The organism is Paraflavitalea soli (genome assembly GCF_003555545.1).
Classification (GTDB): Bacteria; Bacteroidota; Bacteroidia; order Chitinophagales; family Chitinophagaceae; genus Paraflavitalea; species Paraflavitalea soli.
Genome location: NZ_CP032157.1, coordinates 1,327,576 through 1,340,931 on the forward strand (window position 1 = coordinate 1,327,576; position 13,356 = coordinate 1,340,931).

At 45.8% G+C, this 13,356-nt stretch carries 13 protein-coding genes; 9 read left to right on the top strand and 4 right to left on the bottom strand.

Annotated features, from left to right (window positions below; genetic code table 11):
* Positions 1–707: 707 nt before the first annotated feature.
* Together D3H65_RS05065 and dinB are read left to right on the top strand one after the other, a co-directional pair.
* Entirely contained in the window at positions 708–3,854 is a 3,147-nt protein-coding gene (locus D3H65_RS05065; RefSeq protein ID WP_162915415.1) for a DNA polymerase III subunit alpha, read from the top strand.
* A 3-nt stretch (positions 3,855–3,857) separates the two neighbouring features.
* The gene (dinB, locus tag D3H65_RS05070) at positions 3,858–5,021 is read left to right on the top strand and encodes a DNA polymerase IV (RefSeq protein WP_119049225.1); all 1,164 of its coding nucleotides are present in this window, start codon (positions 3,858–3,860) and stop codon (positions 5,019–5,021) included.
* A gap of 3 nt (positions 5,022–5,024) precedes the next feature.
* Here the strand turns inward: dinB and D3H65_RS05075 are convergent, their stop codons facing one another.
* Together D3H65_RS05075 and D3H65_RS05080 are read right to left on the bottom strand one after the other, a co-directional pair.
* Positions 5,025–5,834: an SOS response-associated peptidase gene (locus tag D3H65_RS05075; RefSeq protein ID WP_119049226.1), complete on the bottom strand. Its 810-nt coding sequence runs from the start codon at positions 5,832–5,834 to the stop codon at positions 5,025–5,027.
* A gap of 1 nt (position 5,835) precedes the next feature.
* Entirely contained in the window at positions 5,836–6,078 is a 243-nt protein-coding gene (locus D3H65_RS05080) for a hypothetical protein (protein WP_119049227.1), read from the bottom strand.
* 207 nt (positions 6,079–6,285) lie between these two features.
* Here D3H65_RS05080 and D3H65_RS05085 point away from each other — a divergent pair, with 207 nt between their 5' ends.
* Positions 6,286–7,224: an extracellular catalytic domain type 1 short-chain-length polyhydroxyalkanoate depolymerase gene (locus tag D3H65_RS05085; protein ID WP_119049228.1), complete on the top strand. Its 939-nt coding sequence runs from the start codon at positions 6,286–6,288 to the stop codon at positions 7,222–7,224.
* A 29-nt stretch (positions 7,225–7,253) separates the two neighbouring features.
* On the opposite strand, the gene D3H65_RS05090 is transcribed toward D3H65_RS05085, so the two are convergent.
* On the bottom strand, positions 7,254–8,231 hold the full coding sequence (locus D3H65_RS05090) for a GlxA family transcriptional regulator (RefSeq protein WP_119049229.1): 978 nt from the start codon (positions 8,229–8,231) through the stop codon (positions 7,254–7,256).
* A gap of 121 nt (positions 8,232–8,352) precedes the next feature.
* On the opposite strand from D3H65_RS05090, the gene D3H65_RS05095 reads away from it, so the two are divergent.
* The 6 genes from D3H65_RS05095 to D3H65_RS05120 all read left to right on the top strand — a co-directional run bounded on the left by D3H65_RS05095 (position 8,353) and on the right by D3H65_RS05120 (position 12,214).
* Positions 8,353–8,781, top strand: a complete 429-nt coding sequence (locus D3H65_RS05095; RefSeq protein WP_119049230.1) for a VOC family protein — start codon at positions 8,353–8,355, stop codon at positions 8,779–8,781.
* 1 nt (position 8,782) lies between these two features.
* Complete coding sequence (locus tag D3H65_RS05100) at positions 8,783–9,160, top strand: DoxX family protein (protein ID WP_119049231.1); 378 nt, start codon at positions 8,783–8,785, stop codon at positions 9,158–9,160.
* Between the two features lie 178 nt (positions 9,161–9,338).
* Positions 9,339–9,620 carry a hypothetical protein gene (locus D3H65_RS05105; RefSeq protein ID WP_119049232.1) on the top strand — a complete coding sequence of 94 codons (282 nt, stop codon included), beginning with the start codon at positions 9,339–9,341 and terminating at the stop codon, positions 9,618–9,620.
* 23 nt (positions 9,621–9,643) lie between these two features.
* On the top strand, positions 9,644–9,862 hold the full coding sequence (locus tag D3H65_RS33520) for a DUF1016 domain-containing protein (RefSeq protein WP_162915416.1): 219 nt from the start codon (positions 9,644–9,646) through the stop codon (positions 9,860–9,862).
* A gap of 325 nt (positions 9,863–10,187) precedes the next feature.
* Positions 10,188–11,342 carry an acyl-CoA dehydrogenase gene (locus tag D3H65_RS05115; protein ID WP_119049234.1) on the top strand — a complete coding sequence of 385 codons (1,155 nt, stop codon included), beginning with the start codon at positions 10,188–10,190 and terminating at the stop codon, positions 11,340–11,342.
* Positions 11,343–11,452: 110 nt separating this feature from the next.
* A complete protein-coding gene (locus D3H65_RS05120; protein ID WP_119054393.1) occupies positions 11,453–12,214 on the top strand; it encodes a YggS family pyridoxal phosphate-dependent enzyme in 762 nt (253 codons plus the stop codon).
* A 433-nt stretch (positions 12,215–12,647) separates the two neighbouring features.
* Here the strand turns inward: D3H65_RS05120 and D3H65_RS05125 are convergent, their stop codons facing one another.
* The gene (locus D3H65_RS05125; RefSeq protein WP_119049235.1) at positions 12,648–13,289 is read right to left on the bottom strand and encodes a dioxygenase family protein; all 642 of its coding nucleotides are present in this window, start codon (positions 13,287–13,289) and stop codon (positions 12,648–12,650) included.
* Positions 13,290–13,356: the final 67 nt, after the last annotated feature.

A 13,356-nucleotide genomic window follows, 5' to 3' on the forward strand; every position in this document is an offset into this window, starting at 1 on the left:
GCAATGGGCAGGCTAAGCAAAATCCCCGTCAAATAATAGTATGATCTTGCTGCAGGGGACACCCAGCAATAAGCTAATAGCCTTTATTTCTTTATAACGTAACTCTTCCGGGCGCTGAATAATGTCATCAATGCGACTGGTATTTTTTCTCAATTCCCGCGCAATCATTGATTTCGGTATAGTGTCAAATATTTGCTCAAATGCTGTAATGCTCCTGGTATTAATAAGGTCCCTCACAGTCTTGAAGCGTACATCCGTATGCATTATCGAAAGTAAAATAAGTAAACGGCTTTCTCTTTTACAGGATGTATTTTCTCGAATACGAATTGTACATTATTGAATACAAAAAGGAGCAAGCAGAATACAGATTGTCTTTTCCCGGAACAGGTTGTATTCAACGTCCAAAGAACGACCCGTAACCTTCATCAATACAATTCATCTTTCTATAATTACAAGTTGTATTACGTGTAGAATGCCTCCTCACTTTATTGATGTGCAACAATACTTTCTTAGTTACAGTGTTACTATCCGTTTGCTAATTCCTTTAGTAATTTTACATCGTCGCTACATTGATGCAGTAGTTTATCCCTCCCCGTTGATAAGCTCCATCAATGCATGATACACCAATTCCAATTACATACAAGTTTAATGAACAGGCCCTGGCCTGTACTGGCATCGTTTTGCCCATAAGGCAACCGCACATACCCATGTACCTGAATTGTAAAACATATTACAGCTTCAAATACGGCACCTTCAGCACAGAAGGTCTCGTGCAGGAAGCGGCGGAACAGGGAGTAGCGGCACTTGCTTTAACCAATATCAACGGTACCCCTGATGCATGGCCCTTTGTAAAACATTGCAACAAGGCCGGCATAAAGCCCATCCTTGGTGCAGAGATACGCAATGGTAATACTTTATTGTATATACTCATTGCCGCTAATAACAGCGGTTTCGAATGGATCAACGCTTTTATATCGGGCTTTCTTAAATCCCACAAACCTTTTCCGGAGCCCACCGCCATTACAACTTTTTTTGAGCAAATTGCCGACGGCTATATTGTTTATCCCCTGGGAGCAAAACCCCTCGATACCTTATTGAGAAATGAGTTTATAGGCGTACAATCTACTGAGGTCAACAAACTGTACAATACACCTGCCCAGTACCGCGATAAATTCATTATCCGTCAGCCCGTTACATTTCAAACACCTGACCACTACGATGTGCACCGCCTGCTGAGGGCCATGGACCACAATGTCATTGAATCGAAGCTGCCGCCCGATGCTGTATGCGCACCCCACGAGTATTTCGTATCACAGAAATACTTGCTCCAGGCTTTTCAGGCTTACCCTCAGATCATCACCAATACCTTACGACTCATAGATTCTTGTTCCATTGAGCTCGATTTCGATACCCACAAAAACAAACAATATTTTACCATCAGCAAAGAAGATGATTCCGTATTGCTGCGGAAGTTGGCCATTGACGGGCTGCAGCAGCGTTATGGCCACAATACCGCAGCTACTGAGCGGCTCTACAAGGAGCTTAAGGTTATCAACGACCTCGGCTTTACAGCTTACTTCCTCATTACCTGGGATATCATCCGCTATGCTAAAAGCCGGGGTTTCTATCACGTAGGGAGAGGCAGTGGTGCCAACAGTATAGTGGCCTACTGCCTCAAAATTACCGATGTCGATCCGCTCGAACTCAACCTCTATTTCGAGCGGTTCCTCAATCCTGAACGAACCTCGCCGCCTGATTTTGACATTGACTTCTCGTGGCTCGAACGTGATGAGATCATGGATTACATCGTCAAGCGCTATGGAGAAAAGCAGGTGGCCCTTATGGGTGCCTATGTTACCTTCAAACAAAGGGCCGTAGTACGTGAGCTTGCCAAAGTGTTTGGCCTGCCAGAACAGGAAATAGACGGCCTCTCCAAATTACCTTTCGTTACCCCGCTTGCTTTTGAAGCCTGGAAAAAACTGAGCGCCCGGCCATCATCAATAGATGATTACCGTAAAGGCATTGCCTGGTACCAGACCAGCAGCCGTCCGATCAACTACCAGGCCATCATAACACGGCTGGGTCAGAAATACCTGCTTAACGATGGGGAAGTGGCAGCGCTGGCCCAGTCACCTATCAGTTGCGGTATTGTGGACGATGTTATCTGGAAAATACTTTATTACAGCCCTTTCATCCACAATTTTCCCAGCCACCTCAGTTTGCACGTAGGTGGCATGCTCATCAGCGAAAAGCCCATCCATGCCTATACTGCTACCTTTTTTCCTCCCAAGGGCATTGCTACCACGCAAATTGACATGCACATTGCTGAAGACATAGGCCTCGATAAACTGGATGTGCTCAGCCAACGTGGACTCGGCCATATCAAAGAAACTGTGCGACTGGTGCAGGAAAACCAGGGTATCCGCATACACATCGATGAAGTGGAGAAGTTTAAGAAAGATCCCCGGGTTAAAGCACAGCTACAGCAGGTCAATACCGTTGGCTGCTTTTATATAGAAAGTCCGGCCATGCGTCAACTGCTTAGCAAACTCAGGTGTGATAATTATCCCGTACTAGTAGTAGCCAGTTCTATCATAAGGCCCGGTGTAGCCAGCAGCGGCATGATGCAGCAATACATTTCCCGCTATCTCGAACCCCATACCACCGAATACCTGCACCCTGTGATGGAGGAAATACTCAGTGAAACATTCGGTGTTATGGTATTCCAGGAAGATGTAATGAAAGTAGGTCATTACTTTGGGGGGCTCAACATGGCAGCAGCCGATTCCCTGCGCCGTGCTATGAGTGGCAAATCACGGGGTACCGATCACTTTGCCGCCCTCAAAGATGAATTCTACGGCAACTGTACAGCTAAAGGATACACGGAAGAGCTGATTACCGAAGTATGGCGGCAAATGGAATCATTCGCCGGCTATTCCTTTTGCAAAGCCCACTCTGCCAGCTATGCTGTTGAGAGTTTCCAGGACCTCTATCTCAAGACCTATTATCCCATCGAATTTATGGTGGGTGTCATCAACAACTTTGGCGGATACTACAGCACCGAAATATACTTTATCGAACTGCGTAAGGCTGGTGGTATACCACATTTGCCCTGTGTCAACGCCAGCAGTTACAATACCACCATCAAAGGCAAAGATGTTTATACAGGTTTTGTATTTCTCACCAGTCTCGAAAAATATACTGCACAAATCATCATCAAAGAAAGGGAGCGCAATGGACCCTACCTCCACCTCCAGGATTTTGTGGAGCGAACAGCCATCGACCCCGAACAAATGAACATTCTCATCTCGATAGGTGCTTTCCGCTTTACCGGTAAGTCAAAAAAGCAACTGTTGTGGGAAGCCAACTTCCTGCAAAAACGCCAGCAAGCACCCGTTGCCAGTCATGCTATGTTCAAAGAAAAGCCCATGGCTTTTAAGCTGCCCAACCTGGCCGATCATCCCGTCGATGATATGTATGACGAAATGGAGATCATGGGATTTCCTTTCAGGAACCCTTTTGAGCTCATGAAAGAACAAACCGTACAGCGTCAGTTTTCCAAAGAGTTGCCGCAGCACCTGGGCAGGCAGGTAAGTATGGTGCTTTATTTTGTAGATTATAAAGTACTCTCCACCGTCAACGGTTCCATCATGGCCTTCGGCTCCTTCCTTGATGAACAAATGGATTGGGTGGATACCGTTCACTTTCCCGTTTCTTTCCAGCGATATCCATTAAAAGGGAAAGGCTTTTACCGCATCAGTGGAAAAGTGGTGGAAGACTTCGGTTTTCACAGCGTAGAGGTTTCCTCTATGGAAAAGATAGGATACAAAGAACGAACCTATGCAAATCTCTGATCAATGATCCTTACTCCACAACGACATATTGCCCATTTTGACCTCGATACATTTTTTGTATCTGTGGAATGCCTGCAGGACAGCCGCCTCAAAGGTAAGCCCGTTATTATTGGCGGCAGCAGCGACAGGGGAGTAGTGGCCTCCTGTAGTTATGAAGCGCGTAGTTTTGGTATCCATGCTGCCATGCCTATGAAACTGGCCCGGCGTCTTTGTCCGCAGGCTGTCATTCGTCAGGGCGATATGGAGTTATACAGCAAATATTCGCGCCTTGTTACAGACGTGATCGCCGATACCGTGCCCTTGTTTGAAAAAGCATCCATTGATGAATTTTATGTTGACCTGACCGGCATGGATAAATACTTTGGTAGCCAGCTTTACACTGCCAACCTTAAAAAGAAAGTCATTAAAGAGAGCGGCCTGCCAATCTCCTATGCCTTGGCAGGCAATAAACTTGTCAGTAAAGTAGCCACCAACGAAGGAAAGCCTAATGCTGAAATGTGTGTGGCCTGGGGGCAGGAGAAAAGTTTCCTGGCGCCGCTGAGTGTCGCCAAAATGCCCGGCGTAGGTAAGGAGACTGCTTTCCTGCTCCTGAAAATGGGCGTAGAAACCATCAAAGTGCTCAGTGAGATACCGGTAGAAATGCTGTCCAACCTGCTGGGCAAAAATGGGGTATCGCTCTGGCACCATGCCCAGGGAATGGATGAAACACCCGTAGTACCTTACCATGAACAAAAGTCTATCTCCACCGAAACCACTTTTCAGCAGGATACCATTGATCTTGAGCTGCTCCATGCCCAGTTGGTTCGTATGACCGAGAAAATTGCTTTTCAGCTGCGCGAAGAAAGTAAGCTCACCGGTTGCGTCACCGTAAAGCTGCGCTATTCCAACTTCGATACCGTTACAAAGCAAAAGACCATAGCTTTTACAGCGGCCGATCACAAGCTCATTAAAGTGGTGAGGGAATTGTTTGATGCGTTGTATGAACGCCGCATGATGGTAAGATTACTCGGCGTTCGGTTTACCCACCTGGTACCGGGCAATGATCAGATCAATATGTTTGAAGATACCGAGCACCTGGTACAATTATATCAGGCAATAGACAGTATCAAACACCAATACGGAGAGCGTTTCGTAGGCCGTGCCCGTGGTTTGAGGCCTAACTCCTGACTCCTACACTGCTTCTTCCAATGCCGGCAGATCCTCATAGACAAACGGCTCCGCTGGCTCCAGCGCTTCCCGGAAGTCTTTGGCAATAGAATATGCTTCCATTTCGGCAGCCGGATATTGATACCGTGCTAATTCCGTGATCCTTTCTTCCGAAAGATCGCCCAACAGCCATTCAAAGGCAAGATTCTCCGGCAATATCGTGGGCATTCTTTTCTTACTGTTGTGTACCTGCTCCATCAGTCCATTGGCGGCTGTCGTAATAATGGCAAAGCTTTCCACATATTCTCCCGTACTTTGATCCGTCCATGGCTGCCATATCCCGGCCATGAAGAAATAAGGTTTCCCCTTTACGCCAATATGATAAGGGTACTTCACCGCCGTTTTCACCGGCTTGCCTGTTTTCTTGCTCACCGGAAACAGGTGTCGCCATTCATAAAACCCTGTTGATAACACCAGGCACCGGCGTGTAAGAGCTGCCTGTCGATAGATCTTTCTGGGCAGCAACAATTCTTCCGACACAGCATTCAGTGTAGTAATAGGCGGGTGAAACTGGCCGCTTTCATCCTTATAGCCAAAACGCATTTTGCTCACCGAATCGCGGGTTTTCTGATAGGCAGGGATAAAGCCCCATTCCATTTGTACCAGGTCAAAATCATTGCCCTCCTCAGTCTTTTTCAAAACCGGGTGATTGGAATAGTTAAATCCTACATGCAGCGGATTACTAAGAAAGTCATAATTGACAATGAGCTTTTCCAATTGCTTCAACCTGATATATTCGATGCGGGTTACCCGCACGCCATTGTAATAGCACATATTAATTCTTTTTTTGGAAGTGAGCTTCTATCAGTTTTCCAATTACCTGCGCCAACTCCTGTTTTCCTTCGGGCACGGAAGTCCAGAATACCTGCCCTTCGGCGCTAGTAGCCGTGGTGATCACCAACGGCTTGCCATCCTGCATCGGGATCAGGAACATCGGCCTGCCTGAAAGATCTAGTTCCCGCACAGGCAATAGGGCGCCATTGAAGATAATCTCAAATACATCACCAGAAACTTCCATACCATACTTTTTTAATGACGAAAAGCGTATATAAAGATACGGAATACTAAATAAATTAGTAGTAAATGGGCTGGCATTTTACACGCCTGACTGGTAATTGGTTAAACCTTCACCTTTTTAACAGGTCATAGAAAATAATAATACGGGTTGTTTTCCGTTTTTGATCTCGTCATCAAGTGTAAGGCCCATAGAATTAAGCCGCTATTTATGAAAAAATTGATCATTTGTTCTCTGTTCACCACAGTTTCCCTGTTTTTATTAATTGCCTGCGGCAAAAAGAAGGACGATGCCCAGGAAGAGAAAGTTTACCGGGTAGAGGGAACCATCACCGTTGACGGACGGGAAAGGACCTTCCTGTTAAACCTGCCGCCAACTTATTATACTGGTTCGGGTTTTTCATTGGTCATTGCCATGCATGGCGGTGGTGGATCAGCAACCCAATTTGAGACCTCCTCCCGCCTGACGCAGAAGGCGAATACCGAAAACTTTATCGTCGTATATCCTGAAGGCGTAAAAAGTACTGGTCCATTAGGCGCCCGTACCTGGAATGCCGGCACCTGTTGTGACTTTGCCGTTACCAATAATATCAATGATGTAAAGTTTATTGCCCAGCTTATAGATAAGCTAGTTGCAGATTATAAGATCAATCCTAAAAAGGTATATGCAACCGGCCATAGTAATGGCGGTATGATGTCGTACCGGTTAGCATGTGAATTATCAAACAAGATTGCTGCCATTGCGCCCAATGCCAGTACCATGGTAGTTACCCAGCCCTGCAATCCTGTCCGTGCTGTTCCCATCCTGCATATGCATTCGGTATTGGATGAGCATGTGCCTTACAATGGCGGTACCGGCAATGGTATTTCTGGCGTGTATGCACCACCAGTGGATTCTGTATTGGATGTGTGGTCCTCTAAAAATGCCTGTGCTACAAAAGCACAGGTGGTTGTCAATAATAGCAGTTATCAATTCACTCAATGGGTCAATTGCAGCAATAGTACCCTTATTCACTATTATTTGACGAAGGATGGGGGGCATGCCTGGCCTGGTGGTTTACCGGGTAGTCTCAACGGAGATACTCCTTCCAAAGCGATCAATGCCAATGATCTTCTGTGGAACTTTTTCAAACAATACCAGCTACCGTAGGTATTAAACAGAGCAATAAGCTAACACTTCTACATCCTGAATCCTGAATTGTATTTCTCCCGGTAATCCACTGGCGTCATTCCCGTCACTTTCTTAAATACATCCCTGAAGGTTTGGGTGTCTGAATAACCAACTGCCAGCATCACTTCAGTAATCGAGCGCCGACCTGCTTCCAGTTGCTTTTTGGCAGCTTCAATCTTCACCCGCTGTATATATTCTGCTACTGTGAGAAAAGTTGCTTTCTTGAACCGTCTTTCGAATGTGCGGCGTGTTACGTTAAATTGATCAGCCAGGTGGTCGACTGTGAGCTTCTCCTCAAAATGTGCTTCAATAAATTCCTGTGCATCCTTGATCACCCCGTCTTCATGGTCTTTCAATCCACTGAATACTACAAACGGTGTTTGCTGGTGCCTGTCCAGGTCAATTACAAAATACTTAGCTGTATGAATGGCGATCTGCCGGTCAGTAAATTTCTCCACCAGGTACAGTAATAGATTCCAGTAGGCATTGTTGCCGCCGCTTGAATACACGCCTTGCTGTGCTGTCATCACTTTTTCTTCTACCAGCGTAACCGATGGATAAAAATGCCTGAACTCATTGGCATATAACCAGTGCGTGGTGCATTGCTTGCCTTTGAGTATCCCGGAAAAAGCCATCAGGAAAGCTCCTACGCAAAGGCTCGCTACTTCTGCACCTTTTTTGTATTGTTCTGCGATCCAGGGAGCGTAATCTTTATTTTTATACGAAGAACTTACCATATCGCCCATCATAGAAGGAATGATAATAAGATCTGTGTGGTCAATATCTTTCAGTAGCATATCCGGGCGTAAAGTGAACAAGCCATTATTCAATGTTACTTCTTCCATAATGCCCGCCACTTGTACTTTAAACAATGGAGGCTTGCCTGCTTGTTGCAGAAATTCATTCACCATAGTAAATACATAGCGACTGTCGGCAATTGAGGCCAGTACTGCATTTTTGAGTGCAAGGATGGAAATATGTACCATACTACAAAAGTAGCAGAAATGGGTGTCGCAAACACCCGCCTAAGAATGTCGCATTTACACAGTATGAGGAAGGGAAGAGCGCAGTAGCTTTGTGTAATAACAATCAAAAACAAGTATAACCATGTTAACAATCACACCCTACCTGCATTTCATGGGCAACGCAGAAGAGGCCATGACCTTCTATAAATCTGCCCTGGGAGGTGAATTCACCATCATTGGCCGGTTTAAGGATGTGCCGGGGGGAGAAAAAATGTCGCCGGAAGACCAGCAGAAGCTCATGCATATATCACTCACTCTTCCCAATGGCGGCGTGATCATGGCTACGGACATCCTAAGCTCCATGGAACATACTCTCGTGGCGGGTAACAACTATCATATCTGCCTGCATACCAGGAGCGAGGTTGAAACGGATAAGTTCTTCAATGCACTGGCTGCCGGCGGTAAGGTTACCATGCCTCTCAACAAGACCTTCTGGGGCGCCTATTTTGGCATGTGCATCGACAAGTATAATATTCAATGGATGATCAACTACAATCAAAATCAACAATAATATGAAGCCTAAGACGACCAAACTGCTCTACTGGATATTAACCATTATATTCGCCCTGGCCATGTTCTTCGATGGTATTGGCGGCGTTACCCAGCAGGAGGCCGGACAAGAAGTAATGCGGCATCTGGGATACCCCATGTATGTGCTTATTATATTCGGCGTAGCCAAACTGCTCGGTGTGATCGCCATCTTACAAACAAAATACCAGACCATCAAAGAGTGGGCCTTTGCCGGTTTTGCCTTCAACTTTCTCGGAGCATTTGCTTCAAGGGCTTTTGCCGGCGATGGCTTTGGGCTGATCGTATTGCCGCTAATAATGCTGGCCGTAATGTTCCTCGTCTATGCACTCTGGAAGAAATATCAATTGGTAAAGCAATAACTAAAACCTGCAAATATGAACTGGGCAACCTGAAGGGTATTCTGGAGCAACAATAAATAAATTAACTCTTCCTCAGCCAGTAGCAACAAACTGCTACTGGTTGTTTTATGCCTGACGGCGGACGCTCTTTTATAATAAAGAATTTGTTTATTTACGATATGCTAATTAATTTAGCATTGTGAAAGGAGAGATCACAGTACGCATTGAGGGCCTTATGAGGCATTATCCGGTAGAACGTATTTATGTTACGCCGCAGATAGAGCATTTTAGGGTATCCGGTCGTAATGGGGTGATCGTATTCCAGAGTAACCGGCCCTATCTTCGTGGCAACGGCCTTAGAATGAAACGTATTGATTGGAAACTCATTGAAGGCAACCTCCGTAGTATGAGCGCCAAAGATGCCTTCGCTCAAAGCCTCGATGACTACGTAAAGCAGCTTGAAAAAGAGGGAAAGTTGTAATTCAAAACATCAATGTTGAATTATTGTACACTTACCGGAGTGTAGGTAAGTTAATTGTTGCAAAAGAACGCCATGAAAAATACGATGAAGTTTCCCTTAGGAAAATGTTTCATGAACTATCCTTTCTACTGACTTCGTCGCTGGGAAAAGGCTTTAGTGGCAGCCAGCTTACATATATGCGTGTCTTTTACCTTTGGTTTCGCCACTTTCCGGTTGTGCCGGCAAAAAACGAAGTGGTTTGACAGTGGCAAACCACCCACAAAAAGGCGTCCAAAGCCTGCTATCTTTGAAATAGGAAAAGGCTTTGCCTTCTTTGTATCAAAATACCAATTGTACCTACCCGATAAGAAAGTGCTGCAGCAACGGGTTGAAAGATTGTTACTTGCCTAGCAACCAATCAAAGCTTACATTGTCAAAAAAGCCCCTCCTGATCCTGTTAGCGGCCCTTACTCTGAGCCTGGAACAAGGGAGAAGTCCCCTTATCAATCGCTTAACACGAACATTTGTTAGTTTTTGTGATAAATTCTGTTACTTTTGTGCCTCAACACCAATAAACAGACAGGTCATATGCAATTCCAGCTCACAGAAGAACACCTCATGATCCGCAATGCCGCAAGGGATTTTGCCCGCCAGGAATGTTTACCCGGCGTAATCGAAAGAGACGAACACCAGAAATTCCCCAAAGAACAGGTACTCAAGCTTGCTGAACTGGGCTTTATGGGTATGATGGTAGATCCTAAATACGGCGGCAGTGGTTTGGATACGGTGAGTTATGTGCTGGCCATGGAAGAGATCAGTAAAGTTGATGCCAGTGTAAGCGTTTGCATGAGTGTAAATAACAGCCTCGTGTCCTGGGGCCTGGAAGCATTTGGATCGGAAGAACAGAAGCAAAAATACCTTACCCCCCTGGCGCAGGGGCGTAAAGATGGCGAGTTGTATATAGGGGCTTTCCTGTTGAGTGAACCCGAAGCCGGCAGTGACGCCACTTCACAACGCACCACAGCTGAGGACAAAGGCGACTATTACTTGTTGAATGGAACCAAGAACTGGATCACCAATGGTTCCTCTGCCTCTGTATACCTCGTAATGGCGCAAACAGATGCTTCAAAGGGCAGCAAGGGGATAAATACCTTTATTGTTGAAAAAAGCTGGCCGGGCGTAGTGGTGGGCGCCAAGGAAAACAAACTCGGCATCCGCGGTAGCGATACCCACAGTATTTTATTCAATGATGTAAAAGTGCCCAAAGAGAACCGCATAGGGGATGATGGTTTCGGTTTCACCTTTGCCATGAAAACCCTCGCCGGCGGTCGTATAGGCATCGCTTCCCAGGCATTGGGCATTGCCAGTGGTTCCTATGAGCTCGCATTGAAATATTCAAAAGAACGCAAGGCCTTTGGCAAAGAATTGATGCAGCACCAGGCTATTCAGTTCAAATTGGCCGATATGGCTACCCGTATAGAAGCCGCCCGGTTATTGTGTCTCAAAGCCGCCTGGGAAAAAGACCAGCACCAGGATTATGCATTAAGTTCTTCCATGGCCAAAGTATTTGCCAGTGAAGTAGCCATGTGGGCTTCTGTGGAAGCCGTACAGATACACGGCGGATACGGTTACGTAAAAGAATACCATGTGGAAAGGCTGATGCGTGATGCCAAGATCACGCAGATCTATGAAGGCACGTCCGAAGTACAACGCATTGTAATAAGCCGCTCCATACTCAAATAATCATCGGCCAAAACCAATTGCTGCTGATGCCAATGATACTTGCTATCATTGGCATATTTTTTTATAGTAATTTTGCGGTCGTTTTCCGGCAACCAGCAATTATTTCACACATGGCAGTAAACATTGAGCAATATAATTCGATCAGGAAAGAATTGGGTAAGGAGGTAACACTTGTTGCTGTATCCAAAACAAAACCGGTAGAAGACATCAAAGCCTTGTATGACCTGGGGCAGCGGGATTTTGGTGAGAATTATGTGCAGGAACTGGTGGAGAAACAACTATTGCTGCCTAGTGATATCCGCTGGCATTTTATTGGTCACCTGCAATCCAATAAGGTCAAATACATTGCCCCTTACGTACACCTGATCCATGGTGTAGACAGCTATAAACTCTTATTGGAAATAAACAAACAGGCTGCCAAGAATCAGCGTGTCATTCATTGCCTGTTACAGGTGCATATAGCCCGGGAAGAAACCAAGTTTGGCTTCAGCCAGGCAGAACTGGCAGAGGCGCTGGAAAGCCTGCATAACAGCCAGGTGGCGGGCGAACTGCAGCATGTACAGGTGAGCGGCTTAATGGGTATGGCTTCCTTTACAGAAGATCAACAACATATTCAAAACGAATTTATATACCTGAAGGGCCTGTTTGATGAATACTTTCCTGCTCGCCCTTCCGAACTGCCTGCCTCCAATTCCCAATCTGGTACTGCTGAATCTCCAGGTTCTGTTCCTGGTACCTCATTCCCCACTTCCAGCCCCTCTCTTCCGATCCTCTCTATGGGTATGAGCAGCGATTACAGCCTGGCTATCAGCTGTGGCAGTAATATGGTAAGGGTCGGAAGCCTGCTTTTTGGCGCCCGCTCCAAGGCCTGAGATCGGCAATAAAGGTCCTTTCAACTCCCTTTTACTGGCAAACAACGAATAAATTATGCATCCCGTCGTCTGCACGGTATTTTTACTGTGCAATTAAGGATATAAGATAGTGTTTTTCATAGGTTATTGATTAATGGTTAAGGGCTGTTTCTACAGCTCTTTTTTTGTGTTTATACGTGTAGTCACTTCGTCTTTTCCAGTAGCATTTCCTCAACCGTCCAGGAGATAACCCACTAATCCCACTAATCCATCAAATCCACCTCATCCTGGTTCAGACAGACAATCGTACCCTTTAGGTCATTCATCCCCGTTTCCCCGACAAACATCGAATAGATTATGCAATGGCCCCTTTGAAGAGTAGCTTTATACTCGTATTAAAGGCAAAAGATAGTGTTTTTCATAGGTTATTGATTAATGAATACAGGGGCTGTTTCTACAGCCCTTTTTTATTGGGATAATTCGGAATGTGCAGGCCCAGAAAGATATCCCTGTTGGCGATCAGCAGTCCATCTTTGGAGCTGAGTTGTACAATGCCGCTACCGCCATATAAAGGCTGTTTCCTGCGCTCTTCAGCTGTTAATAGAGGATCATCATCAAATAAATACTCATCGATAAAATAAGGTGTTTTATCGGCTTCCTTAAGTACGGGATGGACATGCGCCGGTATTCTCTCCTTTGGATAAGCCGCCGGCTTAAGCGTGTAAAATGCATACCTTCCATCTTCACCGGTTCGTATCCATCCACGGATATAGCCATGTCTTTTGGCCCAACCTTTTTCATTGCCTTTGGTGGCATATACTCCGGTTTGATCGGTATGATAGATATAGAGTACCACATTGCGTGCAGGCGTCTTGCCATCCGCTTCATACACTATTCCGGTGATCACCATTTTGCGACCGGCATCCTTAAAATCGGGCAGGGTATCCATCCAGTTAAGCTGGTTAAAGGGGACCGGGCATTCAAAAATGGCTTCACAACCTTCGCAGGGACCGCCGATCTGGCCAGTGACCTTATTTTGTGCACAGCCCGTTACTGTCGATAACAACAGGACGGGCGCCAGCAGTAAGATTTTCATATCAGGCTATTTTGTTAAATTGATGGATACAAAATGAACACATCCCTGGCGGGGTATAAAATAACTT